Annotated in this window: 15 protein-coding genes and 1 pseudogene; 8 read left to right on the top strand and 8 right to left on the bottom strand. The window is 47.4% G+C overall.

The window, feature by feature from the left end; translation table 11 throughout:
- Positions 1-42: 42 nt before the first annotated feature.
- On the bottom strand, positions 43-1,278 hold the full coding sequence (locus BTA35_RS11520) for a tyrosine-type recombinase/integrase (RefSeq protein ID WP_078319968.1): 1,236 nt from the start codon (positions 1,276-1,278) through the stop codon (positions 43-45).
- A 228-nt stretch (positions 1,279-1,506) separates the two neighbouring features.
- Between BTA35_RS11520 and BTA35_RS11515 the strand changes: the two genes are divergently transcribed.
- A complete protein-coding gene (locus BTA35_RS11515) occupies positions 1,507-2,562 on the top strand; it encodes a DNA-binding protein (RefSeq protein WP_160055138.1) in 1,056 nt (351 codons plus the stop codon).
- Between the two features lie 57 nt (positions 2,563-2,619).
- On the opposite strand, the gene BTA35_RS11510 is transcribed toward BTA35_RS11515, so the two are convergent.
- The 4 genes from BTA35_RS11510 to nfuA all read right to left on the bottom strand — a co-directional run bounded on the left by BTA35_RS11510 (position 2,620) and on the right by nfuA (position 7,625).
- Complete coding sequence (locus BTA35_RS11510) at positions 2,620-3,966, bottom strand: OmpP1/FadL family transporter (protein WP_238377574.1); 1,347 nt, start codon at positions 3,964-3,966, stop codon at positions 2,620-2,622.
- Between the two features lie 518 nt (positions 3,967-4,484).
- On the bottom strand, positions 4,485-5,456 hold the full coding sequence (locus BTA35_RS11505; protein WP_078319965.1) for a porin: 972 nt from the start codon (positions 5,454-5,456) through the stop codon (positions 4,485-4,487).
- Between the two features lie 450 nt (positions 5,457-5,906).
- Positions 5,907-6,866 carry a TAXI family TRAP transporter solute-binding subunit gene (locus tag BTA35_RS11500; RefSeq protein WP_078319964.1) on the bottom strand — a complete coding sequence of 320 codons (960 nt, stop codon included), beginning with the start codon at positions 6,864-6,866 and terminating at the stop codon, positions 5,907-5,909.
- 168 nt (positions 6,867-7,034) lie between these two features.
- Complete coding sequence (gene nfuA, locus BTA35_RS11495) at positions 7,035-7,625, bottom strand: Fe-S biogenesis protein NfuA (protein ID WP_078319963.1); 591 nt, start codon at positions 7,623-7,625, stop codon at positions 7,035-7,037.
- A gap of 476 nt (positions 7,626-8,101) precedes the next feature.
- On the opposite strand from nfuA, the pseudogene metH reads away from it, so the two are divergent.
- The 4 genes and pseudogenes from metH to BTA35_RS11475 all read left to right on the top strand — a co-directional run bounded on the left by metH (position 8,102) and on the right by BTA35_RS11475 (position 15,586).
- Positions 8,102-11,801: pseudogene (gene metH, locus BTA35_RS11490) on the top strand (methionine synthase).
- 21 nt (positions 11,802-11,822) lie between these two features.
- Positions 11,823-13,160, top strand: a complete 1,338-nt coding sequence (locus tag BTA35_RS11485) for an MATE family efflux transporter (protein WP_238377573.1) — start codon at positions 11,823-11,825, stop codon at positions 13,158-13,160.
- A 298-nt stretch (positions 13,161-13,458) separates the two neighbouring features.
- Positions 13,459-15,105, top strand: coding sequence for a nitrite/sulfite reductase (locus BTA35_RS11480; protein ID WP_078319962.1), 1,647 nt, complete (start codon positions 13,459-13,461; stop codon positions 15,103-15,105).
- The gene (locus BTA35_RS11475; protein WP_078319961.1) at positions 15,098-15,586 is read left to right on the top strand and encodes a DUF934 domain-containing protein; all 489 of its coding nucleotides are present in this window, start codon (positions 15,098-15,100) and stop codon (positions 15,584-15,586) included. The genes BTA35_RS11480 and BTA35_RS11475 overlap by 8 nt, the downstream gene beginning before the upstream one ends.
- A 116-nt stretch (positions 15,587-15,702) precedes the next feature.
- On the opposite strand, the gene BTA35_RS11470 is transcribed toward BTA35_RS11475, so the two are convergent.
- A complete protein-coding gene (locus BTA35_RS11470; RefSeq protein ID WP_078319960.1) occupies positions 15,703-16,506 on the bottom strand; it encodes a flagellar motor protein MotB in 804 nt (267 codons plus the stop codon).
- Between the two features lie 41 nt (positions 16,507-16,547).
- On the bottom strand, positions 16,548-17,321 hold the full coding sequence (locus BTA35_RS11465; protein WP_078319959.1) for a motility protein A: 774 nt from the start codon (positions 17,319-17,321) through the stop codon (positions 16,548-16,550).
- A gap of 303 nt (positions 17,322-17,624) precedes the next feature.
- On the opposite strand from BTA35_RS11465, the gene BTA35_RS11460 reads away from it, so the two are divergent.
- Complete coding sequence (locus tag BTA35_RS11460) at positions 17,625-18,230, top strand: MarC family protein (protein ID WP_078319958.1); 606 nt, start codon at positions 17,625-17,627, stop codon at positions 18,228-18,230.
- A gap of 108 nt (positions 18,231-18,338) precedes the next feature.
- On the top strand, positions 18,339-18,983 hold the full coding sequence (pdxH, locus tag BTA35_RS11455) for a pyridoxamine 5'-phosphate oxidase (RefSeq protein WP_078319957.1): 645 nt from the start codon (positions 18,339-18,341) through the stop codon (positions 18,981-18,983).
- Between the two features lie 84 nt (positions 18,984-19,067).
- On the opposite strand, the gene BTA35_RS11450 is transcribed toward pdxH, so the two are convergent.
- Complete coding sequence (locus BTA35_RS11450; RefSeq protein WP_078319956.1) at positions 19,068-21,830, bottom strand: bifunctional acetate--CoA ligase family protein/GNAT family N-acetyltransferase; 2,763 nt, start codon at positions 21,828-21,830, stop codon at positions 19,068-19,070.
- Positions 21,831-21,937: 107 nt separating this feature from the next.
- Here BTA35_RS11450 and BTA35_RS11445 point away from each other — a divergent pair, with 107 nt between their 5' ends.
- Complete coding sequence (locus BTA35_RS11445; protein ID WP_078319955.1) at positions 21,938-22,867, top strand: histone deacetylase family protein; 930 nt, start codon at positions 21,938-21,940, stop codon at positions 22,865-22,867.
- The last annotated feature ends 72 nt before the right edge of the window (positions 22,868-22,939 follow it).

The raw sequence follows: 22,939 nt of genomic DNA, 5'->3' as shown, positions 1-22,939 counted from the left end.
TAAGTTTCGTCAGTCCCGGGGCAGGCAGAGCCCTGCAATACGTTATTCAACCCTATCTGCAGGATTAATGGCATCATGCCAGGCTTCATCTTCAGTATGAAAGTAGATTGCAGTGGTTTCCAACTGACTGTGCCTGGCTGTTTTACTGACCAGGCGTAAATCAATACCTCTATCTGCCAGATGAGTAATTGCCGTATGCCGGAACCAGTGCGTCGAAGCCATGCGCATCCGGGCGGCAGATTCAGGGAAATGCTCCTCGATACTCTCCGCGGTATCCCTAAGAATTTTTTTGCTCAACCGGTAAATCATATTCGCACTCATTGCATTTGTTCCGCGAATGGAGCGAATGAAAGCACCCTCCTCGCCAACCTCAGGCTCAAGCGACAAACCAAGGAATGTTCGATACCGACGAACCTGAGCCATCAACGGCTCCGGTACGGGAATTTCAGCATATTTTTTCCCTTTGCCCAAAACCCGCCACCACCAGCGCCCCCGCCGCAGAAAAAAGTCTCCCATCCTGCAGCTGGCAACCTCACTTACCCTGGGTGCGAGATAGTAAAGAAAATAAAGCAGTGTCTTTTCCCGCATAAACTCACGTTCAGACTTACCTGACGATGCTTCAATCTCAGCTCCAGGGGCCTCATAACGCTTAAACATAAGTTGAATATCGACCTGCTCAAGGTAGCGCTCAACCTTTTTCGATTGCTGAAGGGCCAGGCTCTGCCCTCCTTTTTGTCGAATCAGTGCAAAAGGGTTTCCTCTGAGGTAATCGGCATCACGCAGATAGCTAAAAAGACCTTTTAAAATAGTGATGGCCTGCTTCTGACTATTAGCACTCAACCCTCCCTTAAAGGGTTTCCAGTCAGGGGACGTTCTGGCACAAGGCTCTCCACACCACTGATCTTCAGGCTCAGGCTTTTTAATAAAAGCCTGATAGTCCGCAATATCCTGCCGATTGAGATCAGACAGGGCTTTCCCCTGCTGATACCAGCACCAGAGAATGAGACGCTCTGCTTCACGACGATAGCTACGAAAGGTCTCCGGAGAGTCCTGGTATTCAAGAAGCCAGCTCTGAACAGCTTCAAGGTCGGTGTTCGCAGCAATCTGAGGTGCCACCTCATTTCTGTTGCCGCCAAATCGTCCACTTAAAGACTCAGGTATCCGTACCTGATCAACCAGCAGTCTTTCTAAAGGCATAAGCCGGCCAGCCTGAACCGGTTTACCTCGGGTCATGCCCGAACGCTCATCGGATGAATCTTTCGTTATTAAGTCAGTCATTTTTCGTCAGTTACCTGTATTTCACCCTTTTGCTTGCTCTATGAACCCAGGCGAGCGCCATGACCTCGTTGCTGGCTTATCTTAGCAGTGTAATTATAAAAATTCACGGTTATTAGAGTTACCGTGAATTAAAGACCTATTTGATTATATTTAATACGTAATACATAATACGTAATAATGTTCATTAATCATCAATGTGTGTGTTACCAGATCAGGAATCAGCGAAAAATGGCAAGAAATGGCATTAGCTATAACGATGTAAAACAAGCCATCGATGAGATGCAGTCAGAGGGGCTGAACCCCACCATTGCAGGCTTACGGGAACGACTCGGGACCGGTAGCTTCACCACCATATCGGAGCACCTGAAGCACTGGAGAGCTGAAAGACAGCAAAAACCCATGATTGCCGGTGGAGTCCCTGCCCCAGACAATCTGAACAGCATGGTCCAGGCGGTATGGCAACAAGCCAGAGAAGATGCCACTAAAGAACTCGAAAGCTACAAACAGGAGATCCAGAGAACACTGGATAAAGCCGAAGCCGAAAAGCAGAACGCTATAGAGCAAAGCCTCGCTACAGAGAAACGCAACAAGTGGCTGGAGGATAAGAATGAAGCTCTTCTCAGAGAAACCCGCTTACTGGAGAAGCAAGCCGGAATAACTGAAACAAAACTGGAAAAGTCTCTGGATGAGAAAGAGAAACTAAGTCAGATACTTGAGCACACACAGAAAGAACTCAACACGCAAAAAGAGAAGCTTCAAACCCTAAGTGAGCGTTATGACGAAAAAGTAAGCCACCTCACAGAAACACTTACAAGTAAGAATGAGCAATTGCACTCCGATCTCTGCGACGCTCTTTCACAGTTTGAGTTACAACTTAATGAAGAACGAAAACGCAGCACCGATTCAGAGCAATATTGGATCAGGCAAATCGATGATCTGAGACAGCAGCTCAAAGAGCGTGACCAGCGTTTAGAGCTACAGGAAAAGAAACAGCAGGAACTCAGCGAATCAAGCCTAGCAAGCAGCAAAACAATCATGCTGACTTTAAAGCAGGTGCAACAGTATATTTCAGAGCAAGTTAGCGAGGCATCAGCCGGTAGAAAAGCAATACAAAAGCTGAGCACCGAGCTCACCCATATCAGAACAACAAACACCGCCCACATAGATAACACAGATAAAAAGCTTGAAAGGCTAGAGGCGGCATTTGACAACAGCATGAGTAAACTGCACCAGCAGCTCAAAGCAGCACAGACCATACACGTTAAAGAGAAGCAGAACCGTTAAATTCAGGCAAAAAAAAGAGCCGGAAACCGGCTCTTTTTAGCATCGGAACAAACTAAATCAGAAGGACATATTGTAAGCTATAGAGATCACATCAGCACTGGTCTCGTAGTCAGCATCCAGCTCGCCCCTTGCTCCATCTTCCGTTGAGCCATTTGGAAACGAACCATCCCGGACAACACTCACGTCATCAATAGCAACATGAGTGTAAGCTGCCGTGATTTCTCCGGCACTACCTAAGCGATAGCTTGCACCCACTGAGAACCATTTACGATCACCATCAGGTGTTCTTGGTGAGCGGTACTCATCTTTGGCCGGTGAGTTATCAACTGCCAAGCCTGAACGCAAGGTCAGCGCCTCTGACATCTGGTAAGTCAGACCTGCCGAATAGAACCATTGATCTTCAAAGTCAAAGGTCAACACAGTGTCATTCTGAGCCTTACCGTCTGCACCTTCTTCATATTTGATCCGCATCTCATCCAGCGAACCCCAGCCTGTCCGCATCGCGGTAACACCCAGCATAAGCTTATCATTCAGTTCATGCTCAGCACTCAACGTCAGCACGGAAGGGAAAGACAAACTGTCTGAGATTGCAGCATCATCAATACCCAGGTTAGCCCCCAGAGAACCAAGCGCCGGACTTACATCTGTAAACTTAGCATCCCCTTCAAAGTCGAAGTCCACTTCACTTCGGTAACCTAAACCTAAACGCGTGCCTTTAACCGGCTCAAACATTGCACCCAGTGCAAAACCGTAAGTCACATCATCGGCATCCAGATCACCATAGCCTTCTTTGTCTGTTGGCATAAGCGGAGAATCAGGAATAACCGAGTCCAGCTGAACCTCACCACTGTGAACCTGAACACTGGCACCTATCGCCCACTTTTGATTCAACTGATGGGCCAGGGTTGCCGAGAGCGAAAGGTCTTTCACCCCTGTTTTTGCGGAATGAAAACGCCCGGGCCAATCCGTACCATACTTACCGGATAAACCAAAAGGCACATTAAGCGATGTACCCAAAACTGTCTTCTCACTCAAAGGGTACGCAAAATAGATAGATGGAACCAAGGAATCATCAACCACACCTGACGGATTTGCACCAGAAACGGGCAAACCACCAAATGAAGCTGGTGCCGATGCTGAATTCACCGTCACATCCATTTCAGGCATAACCCACGCCCCGGAGCCATATAGCTCAATACCTTTGGCATTAGTAAAAAGGGCTGGGTTCCAGAAACTGAATGAGATATCAGAACGACTGGCTGCGGCGCCGGCTAACGCATTACCGGATGCGGTTGCACTGTGATCATTCAGCGCAAAACCCGCAGACATCGCCTGTCCGCTGAAGAGCGCTGCTGCCACAGCAATTGATAATTTAGTTGGGAGTATTGCTTTTAACTTCATCATAATATGCCTTCCAAACGATGTTGTTTTTATTGTTACGCGGTGCTTTAAAACATACGTTTGACTAGATTCACATTCAAAGACGCCTTTGTCAAACCTCCAGAACAAGAAAAACCTGTTTAAAACCAAACCCTTGTCTGGAAAATTCTTTTCAAACACCCTGCTCTGAAAAAAGGCTTAATAAACATCAGGATAGCATTTTTTTGAAACGCAGCATTATGACCATTTAGTCACATGAGTGGAAATTAAAATAAACATCTGTAAGCAACAACATCCGTTAATTGCATGATCACGGGGTTGATGACAGAGGAGGTTTATAACAACGTAGGATAGGGAGGGAAATACAATAAGATCACAAAGGAAGAACTGGGTCACCGCGGCAGGACTCAGCCAAAAGTTGGTAAGGAAAGGAAACAACTCTTGGAGTGCGATTGAGTAGAGAAGGAAAGCCTATACCCTGCCTGCGGTGTCGAAGAGCACAGCCCGAAGGCTGTGCTTATATAGCTTAGGAGAAGGCTTGCTTAGAAAGCAAACTTGCCTTGTACGTTAAAGTTGGTTCGATCTTCATACTTTGCTGTGGTCTTGTTGTATGAATCAGTAACATTCTGCAACTCAACACCAAACTCTAAGCCACTTGGCATTTTGTAGAAAGCGTTAACAAACACCATCGTCTGGTCTTCTGAACCAGATGCACCGAAAGATTTAACTTCAGCCATGGCGTTAGCACTTAACCCACCGCCTAAACCAGCGCCCACACCGGCAGATACAGCTGTCCATTCCGCAGTACCAGTGTCATCATCACCAGTATGCGTCACAGAGCCAACTAGCTTCATGCTATCCGCTACAGCAACCTTGGCAGAAGCGGTTAGATGGGCATAAGTCGTATTTTCACCTTTTGAATCATTAGTATTAACTAAAGCTGCACCGGCAAAAAGGCTTGCTCCACCCATATTTGCACTTAAACCTGCAGCCAAATCGGGAATGTTAGGACCGTCTGTACCAGCAGTGCCTTTACCCCAGTCCTCAACACCAAAACTCAGTTTAGCACCGCCCATATCCATAGTACGAGCAATCATGGGGTGGCGGTTTGCGTATACTGAAGTACCGGTCAGGCCAACAAAATCAACTGTTGGCAGAATACCATTCAGGTTAGCGGCAGAAGACCAAGTCTGACCAATTTTCCAACCATCGACCATAACTAAGGCATGACGCATACGCAGGTTGCCCTGGTTGCCATTTCCGTAGTAATCACCTTCAAACAAAATGGTCGCGTTGGATGAGCCAATATTAGTCTTCTTAAGGTTGAAACGGCTTTTAACAGCAGATCCACTCGTATCATTAGTATCAGAACCACCGTCTACGGATGTGCTATCCATAGAAAATTCAGCGGCAACATAACCACCAAAAGAAAACTCTGCATGAGCAGTAGTAGACATCGCAGCGGCTGCCAGTGGAAGAAGGATAGTACCTGCAATTTTGTGCTGAAGTTTCATGTTTTTCCTTACCTTTAGGTTTGTTGTTATTAGTGAGGCAAACAGACGAAATTTGTCCTGAACTTTGCCTCACTCAATAGGAATTTATTTTTGTTATCGAGAGTGTGGCTTGGCTTCTCGTCGGTTCTCAGACTCTGAAAAAACCTCATTACTGTCAACTGGAGTAAATGCACCAAATTACTCCGCTAAGGGCCGTTGCATGCACAGAAATAGTTCATAAAAGCACTGGCAATTAATTTTTTTGTAATAAAAACATAGCAGATGAAACTACCTTACAGCCGTTTTAATATTGCGACCAATCAGTCACAAATAATCAGTATTTAATAAAAAAAATAATGCCATTCATATTTCAGACACAAAAAAGCCCCTTTTAAACGGGGCTCATCATCAGGATACGAATAGACTAAAGTATTGGTTTTATAAGGTTTTCTAGTGACTGCTAACCCAGTTCTACTGCTCTGGGTATTGTTCTACTGCAGGGTGGACAGGAGCAAAATGGCCTACCCTGGTAAACACTGATCTCTTATTAAGAGCGTTGAGTGCCGGGTGCATATTGCGGAACTCCTCAAAATTTTCATTAATAACCCTGAGTAACTCTGAAGCAATATTGTTTGGTAGCTTTTTATTCGCCACCAGCACTGCTGACAATTGAAAGGTATCGATATCAGAAGGATTCCCTCTATAGAGACCTCCCTTTATTTCCCCTGCCCTATAAAAGGGATATTTTTCAGAAAATCGTTTGATAAGCGTTTGCGGCAATGGAATCAGGCGGCTATCACAAAAGGTCGTCGCCTCCCCTACGGATGTATTCGGGTGGCCGACATAATAGATAAACGCATCTATTTGACCTGAGCAAAGAGCAAGAGGCATCTCAGAAGCCTGTAACTCACCGACATCCTCCAGGTCACTGTAGGACCAACCCAGTTCACTCAGTACAAGATCCATTGTATTTCGCTGACCAGATCCCGGGTCGCCAAGATTTACCCGCTTACCTCTTAAATCCTCTAAAGAATCAATACCACTATCCGAGCGAACGACAATGGTAAAATCTTCCGTGTGCAGCGTTAACAATGACCTTAAGTCAGTATCAGCACCTGCCGCCGTGTAAATAGAGGAGCCACGGGTTGCATGAAACAGCCAATCAGACTGCACAATTGCGAGATCCAGGCTTCCTCTACGCAATGCCTTCAGGTTATAAGCAGAGCCTGGGGTGCTTTCCACGACACAGCGAATGCCATGACGATCAAGTTCTTTGTTCAGTAACCGACAAATTGCACCCCCAACAGGGTAGTAGACACCTGTAATATCACCCGTACCCACGGTGATAAAAGAGGGCTCATCGGCTATGACAGTAACCGGAGTTATAACGAGCAGGATACCGGCCAAACATTTATAAAGAAATCGCCGCATTAAAATGCCTTTATAGAGCTTTACAGATGCATCAATCTTAGGTGGATATGGCAGAAATTGGGAGAATAAACGTTAACTCTATTGATTCCGCACAGGAAAAAGAGGGCATGCACGCAAAAGCCAGCATTCGCTGGCTTTTGCGGTGTGTCTGATGATCAGAAGCACGAACTACTTGAAATAAGCGTTATCCGTAACCGTATGGTCCGTTACGTCCCGAATACCTTTCAGCTGAGGAATCTTCTCAAGCAAGGTTTTTTCAACACCATCTTTTAATGTCAGATCTACCGCTGAACATCCCTGACACCCACCACCGAACTGAAGAATAGCAATATCATCATCGGTTAGTTCCACCAGCTTAATCTCACCGCCGTGAGCTGCCAGGCCAGGGTTAATATCAGAATACAGCACGTAAGTAATTTGCTCAGCAAGTGGGCTATCAGCACTCACTTTGGGCATTTTTGCATTGGGAGCTTTAATCGTCAGCTGTCCACCCATGCGGTCCGGGTTATAGTCAACCACAGCCTCTTCCAGATAAGCAGCGCTGGTTTTATCGATATAAACAGGAAATACAGCACCATCCTGACGCAGATCTTCTTCCTCTTCTTCTCCAGGACGGCAATATGCAAGGCATGTTTCCGCATAAGGCGTCCCAGGTTGTGTCACAAATACCCGAACACCAATACCATCCGCATCCTGCTTGCTTAACAGATCGCCCAGATAGCTCTGGGCACTTTCAGTAATTTCAATAATGGCAGACATCAAGCGTCACCTAAATTCAACAATGAATGATTGAGAGCTATTTTAAGGTAAAATCAACGCATTGGAAATACCCTACTATTTTTATCGGTCTTTAACCCTTACCCATGACCTGTTCGGGCCATTATGAGTATTCTGCAAGACAGAGCCAATTTTTTTCAGGGTCAGAAGTGACTGACTTTGGTAATGTCTCACTGCGATTTTTGTCACCTGCGCCGCTAATGGCCCTGATCAGCAATTATACTTATAACTAAGTGGATAAGCGTTATAAGTGCCTGATCTGACAGTGATCTCTTAAAATAGCTTTTTATTTGATAGAATGCCGCAATCTTACGTCATTGAGAAAAGTTCAGCGACCAGCGATGTTAATCTGTACAAAAAAATATGTAGCCACTTTTATAAAATCTACATTGTTCGCTGAATAATGACCTGCTGAATATCGGCACATCGGTTTTCACCCGTTCGGAGTACCCTAAGAAATGAGTCTTGCAACACGTATTCAAACCTTAAAATCCGCCCTTAAAGAGCGCATCCTGATTCTGGACGGTGGTATGGGTACCATGATTCAGGGGGAGAAACTCACTGAAGCTGACTTCCGGGCCGAACGCTTCAAGGACTGGCCATCTGATGTTCAGGGCAATAACGATCTGCTGGTTCTGACCCAGGGTGATCTTATTAAGCGTCTGCACCTGGATTACCTGAACGCTGGTGCTGATATTCTGGAAACCAATACGTTTAACTCAACCCGCCTTTCCCAGTCTGACTACGGTATGGAAGAGCTGACCTATGAGCTAAACCTTGAAGCCGCCAAAATCGCACGGGCCGCCGCGGATGAGAAAACGACAGAAACACCTGAGAAGCCGCGCTTTGTTGCCGGTGTTCTGGGCCCCACCAGCCGTACTGCGTCTCTCTCACCTGATGTCAATGACCCTGGTTTCCGTAATGTTGACTTCGACACTCTAGCCGTTAATTACCGTGAAGCTACCCGTGCCTTGATCGAAGGTGGGGCCGATCTGATTCTGATCGAAACCATCTTTGACACGCTCAATGCCAAAGCCGCTATTTTCGCTGTTCAGGATGTATTTGATGAGGTTGGCTTTGAGCTGCCGATTATGATCTCAGGTACCATTACCGATGCGTCAGGCCGCACACTTTCCGGTCAGACAACAGAGGCTTTCTGGAACTCAATCCGACATGCTAAACCTATATCTGTCGGTTTAAACTGTGCCCTTGGAGCCACAGAGCTACGCCCTTATTTGGAAGAGTTGTCGAATAAAGCTCAAAGCCACGTTTCAGCCCACCCTAATGCAGGCCTGCCCAATGAATTTGGTGAGTATGACCAAACGGGCAAAGAGATGGCGGTTATTGTAGAAGAGTTTGCCGCCAGTGGTTTTCTTAACATTATTGGTGGCTGTTGTGGTACTGCACCGGAACACATCAAAGCTATTGCAGAAGCAGTTGCCAAGTACCCCCCCCCGTCAAATACCCGATATCCCAAAGGCTTGCCGCCTGAGTGGCCTTGAACCATTTAATATCGGTTCTGACAGCCTGTTTGTGAATGTTGGTGAACGCACAAACGTAACAGGTTCAGCCCGATTTAAGCGCCTGATTGTGGAAGAGGACTACGACACCGCCCTGGAGGTCGCACAGGAGCAGGTCGAGAATGGCGCCCAAGTGATTGATATCAACATGGATGAAGGGATGTTGGAATCCCAAACTGCCATGGTCACATTTCTCAACCTGGTGGCTGCTGAGCCTGAAATTGCAAAAGTGCCGATCATGATCGATTCCTCCAAATGGGAGATTATTGAAGCCGGCCTGAAATGCGTACAAGGCAAGCCAGTGGTGAACTCCATCTCCCTGAAGGAAGGTGAAGAGGCGTTTCGTCACCACGCTAAACTCTGCATGCGTTACGGTGCCGCGATCATCGTGATGGCTTTTGATGAAGATGGTCAGGCTGACACGTTTGAGCGCAAGCGCGAGATCTGTAAGCGTTCTTACGATGTACTGGTGAATGAGATCGGCTTTCCGGCAGAGGATATTATCTTTGACCCCAATATCTTTGCCGTGGCGACGGGGATCGAAGAGCATAACAACTATGCAGTAGACTTTATCGATGCTACCCGCTGGATCAAACAGAACCTCCCCCATGCCATGATTTCCGGTGGTGTTTCTAATGTGTCCTTCTCTTTCCGGGGTAATAACCCTGTACGGGAAGCGATCCATTCTGTTTTCCTCTATCACGCCATTAAAGAAGGCATGACCATGGGCATCGTAAACGCCAGCCAACTGGCGGTTTACGACGATCTGCCAACGGAGCTGCGTGATTTAGTCGAAGATGTCATTCTGAACCGCAGAGATGACAGCACAGACCGCCTACTTGACGTTGCTGAAAAATACCGTGGTAACGGCGTAGAGGAAAAGAAAGAGGATCTCGAATGGCGCTCCTGGCCAGTTACTAAGCGAATCGAGCATGCTCTGGTAAAAGGTATTACCAACTTTATCCTTGAAGACACCGAAGCAGCCCGTATTGAAGCAGATCGCCCTATTCAGGTGATTGAAGGGCCGCTAATGGACGGGATGAATGTGGTCGGCGACCTGTTTGGTGCCGGTAAAATGTTCCTGCCCCAGGTGGTAAAATCCGCCCGTGTTATGAAGCAGGCGGTAGCCCATCTTATCCCATTCATTGAGGCTGAAAAGTCCGGTGAAGTGGAAGCCAAAGGCAAAATCATTATGGCCACGGTGAAGGGCGACGTACATGATATTGGCAAGAACATTGTCGGTGTTGTACTTCAGTGCAACAACTATGAGGTAGTGGACCTGGGTGTGATGGTACCTGCAGAGAAAATTCTGCAGGCCGCCAAAGAACACAATGCCGACATTATCGGTCTGTCCGGCCTGATTACTCCATCCCTTGATGAAATGGTGCATATCGCCAAAGAGATGGAGCGCCAGGGTTTTGATATACCACTACTGATCGGAGGTGCTACTACCTCTAAGGCCCATACTGCAGTTAAAATTGAGCCACAATACAAACGAGGCCCGGTCATCTATGTCACCGATGCCTCCCGTGCCGTTGGTGTTGCCAGTAATCTGCTAAGTGATGAACTGCGGGATGAGTTTGTCGCAGGCCGGCGTAAAGAGTATGAAGAAACCCGTATCCGGAATGCCAACCGGCGTGCTAAAGCTGACCGTATAAGTTATGAAAAAGCCTGCGATAACAAGCTGGCACTGGATTGGAACAGCTTCAGTCCGGTGAAGCCAGCCTTTACCGGCATAAAAGCTTTTGATGACTATGACTTGGCAACGATAGCTCAGCGCATCGACTGGACGCCTTTCTTTATGTCCTGGGATCTTGCCGGTAAATATCCACAGATTCTAACCGATGATGTGGTTGGTGAAGCCGCAACAAGCCTGTTTGATGATGCGAAAGTCATGCTGAAAAAAATCATCGATGAGAAACTGATCAAGGCCCGTGGAGTGATCGGCTTCTGGCCGGCAAACACGACTCAGGCCGATCAGATTGAAGTCTATGCCGATGAAAACCGCAGTGATGTTAAAGCCTTGCTGCAGCACATACGTCAGCAAACACCAAAACCTGAAGGAAAGCCAAACCTGAGCCTTGCAGACTATATTGCACCTAAAGAAACTGGCCTTGAGGACTATATTGGCGGCTTTGCTGTTAATGCCGGTATTGGTGCAGAAGAACTGGCAAATGAGTATGAAGCAGCGGGCGATGACTACAACTCCATTATGGTGAAAGCACTGGCTGACCGTCTTGCAGAAGCCTTTGCAGAACACCTGCACGAACGGGTGCGCAAAGAGTTCTGGGGCTATGCTCAAGATGAAAACCTTGATAATGATGCACTGATTAAGGAGCAATATCAGGGGATTCGCCCGGCCCCCGGCTACCCGGCATGTCCTGACCATACCGAAAAAGAGACGCTGTTTAACCTGCTGGACGCGACAAAACATAGTGGGCTCGAACTGACAGAAAGCTTCGCTATGACCCCAGCGGCAGCCGTTAGCGGCTGGTATTTTGCCCATCCGGACGCAAAATACTTCGGTACCGGCAAAATTGATCTGGACCAGGTGGAGCAGATCGCAGAGCGCAAGGGGAAAACCACAGAGGAGATGGAACGCTGGCTGATGCCGGTTCTGTCTTACGATCCGTCTTAATTTTAGTATTAAGACGTTTCTTTGCGTTCTTTACTGTCCTTCCCCGCCTTTCAACGGCAGCGTGAGATTTTAAAACTTGCGTTGCCATTGATCGGCGGCATGTTATCCCAAAGCCTGATTAATCTGGTGGACTCTGCCATGGTTGGGGCGTTGGGTAGTACCGCACTGGCTGCCGCGGGAGTCGCTGGTTATACGGCTTTTGTTATCACGGCACTGATCCTCGGCATCTCTTCTGCGGTGCAGTCAACAACCGCCTATTATTACGGCGCTAAATGTACTGTATCTCAGAACAAAACCCTCAAAGCAGGGCTGATCCTAGCCATAATCCTGTGCGGCCCACTTATTCTTATTTTTTATCCATCAACGGGGCTGGTACTGTCTTACATCAACTATGATGGTGCCGTCGTTGAACTGGCTGAACCGTACCTTGATTGGCGTGTAATAGGTTTAGTCGCTGTTGCCCTCAACCTCGTTTTCCGGGGCTACTGGAATGGTCGCCACCATTCAAAAGTCTATTTCCAGACAATCGTACTTATTCATTTGAGTAACATTGCCATCAGCTATGTCTTGATTTACGGCAAATTTGGTCTGCCAGCCATGGGGGTTGAAGGTGCAGGCCTGGGCACCTGCATCTCCCTCTTTATTGGCACAATTATCTGGATCATCTACACCCTGCAACAACTGGGTCTTGGCGTCTTACGCAAGAGCCCTTTAGACAGACAGATACTGCGTAAACTGATTAATCGCACCCTACCCAACTCCCTGCAGCAAACGCTCTTTGCCTCTGGTTATCTGGTTTTGTTCTGGATCATTGGTCAGATCAACCCCCTGTCTATCGCAGTGGGCCATGTTCTGGTGAACCTCTCTCTACTGATGATTCTTCCGGCAGTAGGACTCGGCATGGCTGCCACCAGCCTTGTGGGCCGGTCTTTAGGACAAGCCGATGAGCAAGCTGCTCAATACTGGGGTTTTGATGTCGCAAAAGTGGCAGTCTTACTTTTAATGATCATCGCGCTCCCCCTTAATCTTTTTGCTCAACAGATTATCGGGCTGTTCCTAATAGAGCCTCAAGCTGTTGCTTTAGGCACTGAATTACTGCGGCTCACAGCGATCATGATGGTTATTGACGCCTCAGCCATCGTGCTGACCCAAGCGATGCTCGGCGCAGGAGCCAGCAAAACAGTGATGCAGGTTTCTGTTACCTTGCAGTGGGGTGTCTTCCTTCCCCTTGCCTTTGTTTTCGGAATCTACCTGGGTTTTGGCCTTATGGCGATCTGGTGGGTACAGCTGGTTTACCGGTGCCTTAATGCGGCTGGCTTTATTTGGCTCTGGAAAGTAAAAGCCTGGTCACTGCGTTGATTACGTACTTTGGCTAAGCTGCTCTGCGCCCCCTCCTCCTTCCGGGTTCTGAGGGGCTAAATATGATGGTACATCACTATTTATCGGCGGCTGAAGGCTTATATTGCCATCTCACAGCCTTGCCATTAATATTCTATAAAGAAATAAAGATATAGATATAAATTCATTTTAAGAATAAGAGAAGACTGCTATTGTGCAGCAAATCATGCGGGTAGTGTCTGTTTTTCATTAAAAAAGCACTCCGCTTTACCGTGACTTTTGGCACATTTGATACAGAAACCCTGTCGTAGGAAATTAAATGTATAAGTACGACGATTACGATCAAAAATTAGTTGATGAGCGGGTGGTTCAGTTCCGGGATCAGACCCAGCGTTATCTTGATGGCAAACTGGAAGAGGCTGAGTACCTGCCTCTGCGCCTGCAAAACGGCATCTACGTGCAACGTCATGCGCCTATGCTGCGCGTGGCAATTCCGTATGGCATGCTGAACTCAAATCAGCTCCGTAAACTGGCGTACATAGCCCGCACCTATGACAAAGGTTACGCGCACTTTACAACCCGCCAAAATGTACAGTTCAACTGGCCTGCACTGGAAAACTGTCCGGATATTCTGCAAGAACTGGCTAAAGTTGAAATGCATGCGATCCAGACCAGTGGTAACTGTATCCGTAACACCACCACAGACCAATTTGCCGGTATAGCCCAGGATGAGATCACAGATCCTCGTCCATGGTGTGAAATTGTACGTCAGTGGTCGACCTTTCATCCTGAGTTCGCTTTTCTGCCCCGTAAATTCAAAATTGCAATCAGTGGCACAGAGGAAGACCGTGCCGCCATCAAAGTCCATGATGTTGGTCTGCAGCTGGTAGAGAACGCAGATGGCTCCCTTGCTTTTGATGTTTACGTTGGTGGTGGCTTGGGCCGAACTCCAATGATTGGCAATCTGGTGCGTAAAAACCTGCCCGCTAAGCACTTGCTGACGTATTTAGAAGCCGTACTTCGCGTTTACAACCAGTTTGGCCGCCGTGATAACAAATACAAAGCCCGTATCAAAATTCTGGTTAAAGCGTTGGGTGTGGAAGGGTTCGCGGAAAAGGTTGAATCTGAGTGGGCACACCTGGTTGATGGCCCATCGACCCTAACAGAAAATGCCATAGCTAAAGCCGCCAGTTTCTTTATCGACCCGGCCTATGAGAACGCACCGGACGAAGGTTCCTTTGAACAACAACGTGGCAATAATAAAGCCTTCTCACGCTTTGTCACCAATAATACGCAAGCCCACAAGAAAGACGGCTATATTGCCGTTACCGTCTCCCTGAAGAAAACAGGTATCGCTCCCGGTGATGTAACCGATAGCCAGATGGACCTGGTGGCTGACCTCGCGGACAAGTACAGCTTTGGTGAGCTCCGCGTCAGTCATCATCAGAATCTGATTCTTTCTGATGTAAAGAAATCAGACCTGTTTGAATTGTGGCAAGTTCTGGAAGAAAACAATCTTGCAACACCTAATATTGGCAAGCTCACTGACATGATCTGCTGCCCGGGTGGTGATTTTTGCGCCCTGGCAAATGCGAAATCTATTCCCGTTGCCGAAGCGATCCAGCGCCGATTTGAGGACCTTGATCATCTCTATGATCTTGGCGACATCGAATTCAATTTTTCTGGTTGTATGAATGCCTGTGGCCACCACCATATTGGTAATATTGGCCTTTTGGGTGTTGACCGTAAAGGTGAAGAGTTCTACCAGGTTTCTCTGGGTGGTCGATCAGGCAGCGATGCTAACATTGGCAAGATCCTTGGCCCTGCAGTGAAACAGGACCGAATCCCGGATGCCATTGAGGCTATCATGGGGGTTTACGTCGAGAACCGCATCGAGGGCGAGTCCTTTGTAGAGGCTTATCATCGTCTTGGTCAAGCGAAATTTAAGGAGCGTGTTTATGCCTAAGATTATTCTGAATCAGGCCATCGTTGAGGATAACTGGGTTAAAGTCGATCCTGAGGCAGAACTACCGGTTTCTGGCAAGGTTCTGCTTCCTTATCCGCTGTGGCTGTCAGGTGATTTTGATGCCGGAGCATTCGAAGCTGTAGCCGTCTGGATTCCTAATGATACTGTCTTTGATGAGCAGGCTGAAAAGCTGACAGGGCTACCTGTCATTGCGATCGACTTCCCCGCTTTCACCGATGGCCGTGGGTACACGTTGGCCCGACAGCTACGCGAGCGGTTTAACTATAATGGCGAACTGCGTGCCATAGGCGATGTGCTACAGGATCAGCTCTTCTATATGACCCGTTGTGGTTTTAACAGCTTTGCTGTTCGGGAAGATAAATCTATTGAAGAGGCACTACAGGGCCTTAAGCCTTTCTCTGGCGCCTACCAGGCAGCATTGGATAAACCTCAGCCTCTGTTTGCAGAGCGCTGGAATTAAACCGGCTACTTTAAAAACCTCGCTTCGGCGAGGTTTTTTTTGGCCCTTCAACAGGCCATAAAAAAGGTGCCCTTTCCGGCACCTTTTTTAGTTTAACCCAGCAGCAGACAAACGGCTTACCTTAAAAGTGGGCTCTGCTGAATACCTTGGTAAACATCACGCTCAGTATTATCGGGACGCTCAATAAGCAAAATCTCAACACGGCGGTTTTTGATACGGTTTTCCTGACTGGTATTAGGAACCAGAGGACGTGCATCCGCATTACCTACCACATAGAGAAATTCCTCTTCAAGATCCGTCAGCCATGTTAACTCATGGGCAACAGATACTGCACGGGCAGCTGAGAGATCCCAATTTGAGCGGAAGCGGTCTGTATTGATCGGCTGATCATCAGTATGCCCGCCCACAATAGTGAACATGTCGTACTCAGAGATCAGCTGCCCAACTTTCTGAAGAACAGGGACAACTGCAGGCTCCAGATAGTCACTGCCGGATGTAAACGCAGACTCATCCGGGAAACGAATAATAATGTGATCCTCATCGCGCTCAACAATGATGACACCTTTCTCAATCTCATCAGTAAAATTCGTTTCCAGCCGGTTTCCGATGCTTTCCAGCTGATTCTCTATATCAGCATCTTCAGCCTCAGTTGAAGGCTGGGGCTTAAGCGGCTCAATAATATTCTCATTCTTTGGCGGATTATCAGCTGGAATGATACTGAGCGGGTTAAGCTCCTGAAGCCCAAAGGAGCTCTGCATAGCCTCTGCAATGCTCTTATAACGTTCAACATCTGTCGTAGAAAACGACAGAATCAAAACAAAAAAGGTCAGCAGAAGCGTCATCATATCGGCAAAAGTCACCATCCATTCAGGGACTTCTTCGTTCTTTGCCTTCCTGCGCTTTTTAGTATTGATATGCATCACCTCAAATATCCCTCGCGTCTCGCTGCGGATACCCTGTTCTAAATTTCTTCAGACATTGACATGCCAGAACGCAGATATTCAGGCAGATAAGTTTCCAGAAGCTCGTCCATAACTGTTGGGTTAAGCCCTTCCTGAATCCCCAGTACTGACTCAGTAATCAGAGACATGTTGGACTCAAGCTCGGCACCTTTAAGAGCCAGTTTGTCAGCCAGAGGCATCATAACCAACTGAGCAATCAGAGAACCATACAAGGTCGTTAAAAGCGCAACAGCCATACCCGGACCCAGCTTAGAAGGGTCATCCAGGTTGTTTAGCATCTGAACCAAACCAACCAGCGTACCTATCATGCCGAAAGCCGGAGCAGAACTTGCCATATTACGGAAAATCTTTTCACCCAACTGCTTACGGTCAATAGACATACTCATCTCATTCATGAGAACTTTCTGAATAAATTCAGGGGGATGTCCATCCACACAAAGCTGAATGCCCTTCGCGAAGAAAGGGTTCTCAATAGGCTCATCTTCCAAGCCTAAAAGACCATTTCGACGGGCGATTTTTGCCAGATGATTGGCAAGCTGAATAATCTCTCGCGGATTATCGTTACTTTCCAGAAAAGCAACTGAGAAGCCTTCTTTGAGGCCGGAAAAGAAACTGGCAATTCGGTACTTAACTAAAGTGACCGAGATAGTGCCACCCACTACAATAAAAATACCAGGGATGTTGATAAAGATGCTGGGGTCGTCGCCCTGAGCAATACCCAAACCAACAAATGCAACACCTGTAACTAGCCCAAGAAGCGTGGCGAAATCCATTGACCCAACCTTATTTGTGACATTTCAACAAAGTTAAACAAAAGCATAACTCAGTGAATGTTTGATTAGTAGCCCATACAACTGACTTTTCAGTAGCTTATGCCATATCGGCAACGTAAAAAAATACTTTACCGCCCAGTGACAATTATTGCTAAAAAGCACTGCACGTCCCTTTGTTTACAAATTTTATACCTGATTTCCGAAGTAAAAATCAAAACTATCCAACAAGATCCGGAAAGTGGATTTATAATAACCTAAAGCACAATCCCAGTCGCAACCACTTTCAATAAGGCTGTTTACCGCATGGCTCTGTTTATTTCTACCTTCATTCAATTTTTCTTTCTCTTTGCACCTTTTTTCGTGGTCTCTATGTTCCTGTCTTTAACCAGAGGCAACAGTCAACAGGAAAAAAGAACCACCATTAACCGTGCAATTCTGTCGGCAGCTGTGATTTGCCTGACTCTGTTCTTTTTTGGCACAACTTTATTTCAGGTTCTTGGGATAACGCTTGACTCATTTCGTATTGGTGCCGGCTGCCTTCTGTTTCTTTCAGCTGTCAGTCTTGTTAAAGATGGTGTTCGCAACCACGCAACCGGGGTGCCAGAGCAAAATAGTGACGATATATCTGTCGTTCCTCTGGCTATACCAACCATTGTTGGCCCTGCCACTATCGGCGCAACTTTAGTCTATGGTGCAGAACTCAAAACCACCACAGAAACGCTGATTGGCGTTAGCGCACTTATGGTAGCGCTTCTCTCCCTCGGTGGCCTACTCTACTTATCCAGTCAAATTGAGCGCATTCTGGGTAAAACGGGTTTAAATATTCTCAGTAAGATGACAGGTCTGATCCTCAGTGCCATGGCAGCCCAGATTGTTTTCTCGGGAATAAAAAACTTTTTACAGCTTTAGGTCAGTATTTTAAGTATTTTTTAGCCTTCGGCTCTGCTTCTGGTTGGCGGGTGTGCGAACTGGGTTTATGATGAACAGCACACCTTGAGACAAAGAGATATTTACCTTATGAATCAGGACATTTCCTCTCTGCGCCGGGTTTTCGATCAGGAGGCTCTGACTGAAACAGCCTTGGCTGAAAACCCTTTCGATCAATTCAGGCAGTGGTTTGATCAGGCCGTGGAAAGCGAGCCCTTTGACCCAAATGCTATGACATTGTCCACCATTTCACCGGAAAACCGTCCTGCCTCCAGAATTGTTTTACTTAAAGGCCTGGACTCCCGCGGCCTGACCTTTTACACCAACTACCAAAGTGAAAAAGGAATGCACCTTGCTGGCAACCCTTTTGCGTCAGTTGTTTTCTGGTGGGGTGAAAAGCAACGTCAGGTTCGTATTGACGGGGTGGTTGAGCGAGTTTCTCCAAAGCAATCTGAAGACTATTTTCATAGCCGCCCAAGGGAAAGTCAGATCGGTGCCTGGGTATCCAAGCAAAGCGCGGTGATTCCAGACAGGGACTGGCTATCACAGCGGTGCGACCAATTTAGTGAACAGTTCGCCGGTGATGAACCTATCCCACGTCCACCTCACTGGGGTGGCTATCGTATCGTTCCCGACCTTTTTGAGTTTTGGCAGGGACAGCCCAGCAGGCTGCACGACCGCTTCCGCTATGTTATTGGCGGGGGCAAATGGAATATAGAACGGTTATCACCCTAGATAACGAGATGTAAACGCAAAAAGAGGTAGCAATACAGCGGCTACCTCTTTTGGTTGTTCAAGAGCTTCCCAAAAATGCGATGACTATAGTCCGCTGTTGTTTTCCAGCCGGTGTCGCTGCCATTCACTCTGGGGCTCATTCAGCGGCATAACAGCATCAATCACTTGCTCATCAACATTATACTGGCACTGGAAGCCAAGGTATTTCATCAGGCCACGCATCGGATGATTTTCAACCAGGATTTTTCCGATCATTTCCAATGTACCAACACTTCGGGAGTACTTAATCATTTTATGCATCAGTAAAGCTCCCAAACCTTCCCCCTGAAGATCATCCCGAATCAGGACTGAAAATTCAGTGCGGATATTATCGGGATCAGTCCAGACCCTGACAACACCAAGAATCTCACGCTCATCATTCTCTTTAATTTCCTCGGCGATAAAAGCCATCTGCCGGTCATAGTTAATAATGGTCAGGTTAGCTAAATCACGCTTACTAAGCTCTGCTTTATTGTGGAAATAGCGGAATCGGATGCTCTGCTCGCTTAGCTGACTATGGAACTGAGACAATGCGGCTGCATCCTCTCCCCTGATCGGCCTCACCTCAACCACCCTTCCGGTTTTAAGTGTCACAGTTTCCCGCAACTCTTCGGGATAAGGCATGATGGCGTGGTAACTGGGCTCTCCAAGATCAATTTTTACATCAACCACCAACATTTCATCACGATTGATAATCAACGGGTTGATCTCCAGCCCCTGAAGTTCCGGGATATCTGCCGCCAGCTGGCTGAGCTTCACCAGAACTTCTGAAATAGACTCAATATCCTCTGCAGGATTATCACTGTGTTCTTTAATGAGCCGGTAGGCATGAGAGCGTTTGATCAGCTCATTGGCCAGCGTCATATTCAATGGTGGTAAGGCTACATGCCGGTCTGCCAGCACGTTCTCCTTGTAGCCTCCAATGCCAAACAGGATGACAGGGCCAAAGACAGGGTCCCGTGTAATCCCCATATTTAACAACATCGAATGTTTACCACGGTGCATCGGCTGAATGCAGTACTCATAGATTGTACTGTCCGGAAACTTTTCATTGACCTTATCTCTGAGGCCGATAACAGCCCTACGCATCGCATCCGGCGTTTGTATATCCTGCATCAGACCAGCAGACACTTTATGGGGATGCTTCCGGTACACGAAAGGCTTGCAGTTGGTTTCATGGACAATTTTCACAGCGAGAGGCTGATTCTGCTGACTGGCAATGATCGCTGCTGCATTTTCATCTTTGGCATACCAGCTTTGCGTCACAGGGATATTATAGGCCGCTAAGACCTGGGTACTTTCCTGATGCGTCAGAGCCATCCGCCCTTCTTTACGAGCTCTGGATATCAGTTTTCGGGCGCTTCTGCGCACTTCGTAAGGTGTTTCATGGGGAATACTCGGTGGAGCCTCCTGCAACAACGCCTGACTGCGACGGTAGTTAACCATATGCATAAAAGCCTGAACCGCATGTTCAGGCGAGCTATAGGTCGGCACACCCGCCAGATTAAACTCTTTCCGTGCTGGCCTTGCTTCCTCCATACCCATCCAGCAAGTCAAAACACTCTTTCGGAATTTCCCACGACTGTTGATAACAGCATTTGCAGTTTCAGCGCTTGGGGCAAGGCGTGTTGGCGCATGGATCGCTAATACCGCGTCAACCTCAGGAGCATTAGATAAAACCTCTAACGCCCTGACAAAACGCTCAGGCATCGCATCACCACCGATATCAATCGGATTAGCGTCAGACCAGCCTGACGGGAGACACTCATTTAATTTAGACCGGGTTTCTTCTGTAAGCTTAACGAGCTTGCCACCTGATAGCAGCAATTTATCAGCGGCCAAAATACTGGGGCCAATACCATTACTAACAATTGCCAACCGATCCCCCAGAACGGGCTTAATTCGGGAAAGAGACTCCAGGGCATCAAAAAGTTCTTCCACATCATTGACGCGAACCACACCCGCTCGGTTAAGGGCTGCAGTATATATCTGATCGCGGTTCACCAAACCCGGTGTACTCTGAACAGGACCACCGTATGAAGACACGATGCGCCCACTTTTGATTGCCAGCACCAGCTTGTTACGGGATGCTTCACGAATTGCCGTCATAAGATGGCGGGAATCACTGATATATTCAAGATGCAGCAGAATGGCCTGAGCATGGCTGTAACGGTTGATATAGTCGATAACATCAGCAATCATCACATCAGCACTATCCCCTAGCGTTACCACATGGGAAAAACCAATACCCCGACCATTAGCCCAGTCAATCATGGCATTTCCAAGCATTCCGGACTGGCCAATATATGCAACTTTTCCGGGTTTAACATTACCGGATGAATAGCTTGCATTCAGCTTTCTGCCAGGGACTAAGACCCCCAGGCACTCAGGGCCCATAATCCTGATTCTGGACTCACGGGCAGCGGCTAACATATCATCCTTTAGTGACTGATGACTGGGGTCAACAAGGCCCTGAGCACTATTTGTTCTGGAAAGCCCTCCGGTCAGAACCAGTGCGGCTTTAACCCCGAGATGCCCCAGCCGTCCAACAAGATCGGGAACAACATTCGGCGGGGAGCAGATAACAGCCAGCTCAGGGGTCTCCTCCAGTGCTTCAGCGCAGGGATAACACGTCTCCCCAAAAACCTGGTCATACCCCTTGGTATTAACAGCAAAAATTTTACCCGGAAACTGTCCATCCTGAAGGTTCCGGATAACCTGGCCTCCCATACTGAACTCTTTTTCAGATGCTCCGAATACAGCTATGGATTTTGGCTCAAAAAAATATTTTAAAAAACGAGTACCCACAAAAATCACTCCGCTCTTGTACTGGATGCTGCGTTGCACTATCGACTATATGCCAGTATCTCCCATACGCGAGCTTTATTAAACTGGCAAAATTAGGGAGAGTTTAAATGATCACATCATACATCAGTCACTCAGAATGCATGCTTCACGATATGGGGCCATGGCATCCGGAAAGTCCGCATCGTATTTCATCGATCAATCAGCAACTTGAACGTAGCGCACTTGCCCAAGAATTGCAGCATTATAATGCCCGACCTGCAACAGAAGAACAGATTATACGTGTGCATCCTAAAGCTCATGTGCTATCCCTTGAGCTGAGTCAACCTGAAGAAAATGCACCTTTAGTTCAGATTGATGACGACACTCTTATGAACCACCAGACGATGCATGCTGCCACCATGGCTGCAGGTGCTGTTGTCCGCGGTACAGAGCAGGTGCTTAAAAATCAGGCCGACAATGTTTTTTGTGCTGTCCGCCCACCCGGTCATCATGCTGAACGGGTTGAAAGTATGGGTTTTTGTTTTCTTAATAATGTTGCCATCGGTGTGGAGCACGCCCGCCAGAATTTTGGCATCAAGCGAATTGCTGTTATCGATTTTGATGTCCACCATGGGAATGGCACAGTGGACATCTACAAAAACGATCCTGATGTCCTTGTTTGCTCAAGCTTCCAGCATCCGTTTTTTCCGTGGCGATTTGTGGATTCTGAGTGGGATAACATTATTAATACTCCCCTTAATGCTGGCTGCAATGGCCCGGAATTCCGTAAGCTGGTTGAAGCAAGTTGGTTACCTGCACTGCAGATACACCGCCCGGAAATGATTTTTATCTCAGCAGGCTTTGACGCCCATAAAGATGACCCTATCGGTGAAATCAACCTCGTAGATGATGATTTTTTCTGGGTGACAAAAATGATTATGGATGTCGCAAGAACATACTCCGACGGAAGAATTGTTTCAGTTCTTGAGGGCGGTTATAGCCTTAGCGCTTTGGGTTCAGCAACCCACAAACACATAGAAGCTCTCAAAGGTCTCTGATCTGCGTCAGGGCAAATCTATTCAGGCTGGCAACTTACTAGCATAATGATTCAAAAGGGAAAAGGTAGTGTA

This window comes from Oceanospirillum linum (genome assembly GCF_001995095.2).
In the GTDB taxonomy this organism is placed as follows: Bacteria; Pseudomonadota; Gammaproteobacteria; order Pseudomonadales; family Halomonadaceae; genus Oceanospirillum; species Oceanospirillum linum.
This window is presented reverse-complemented; position numbering and strand designations above follow the sequence as displayed.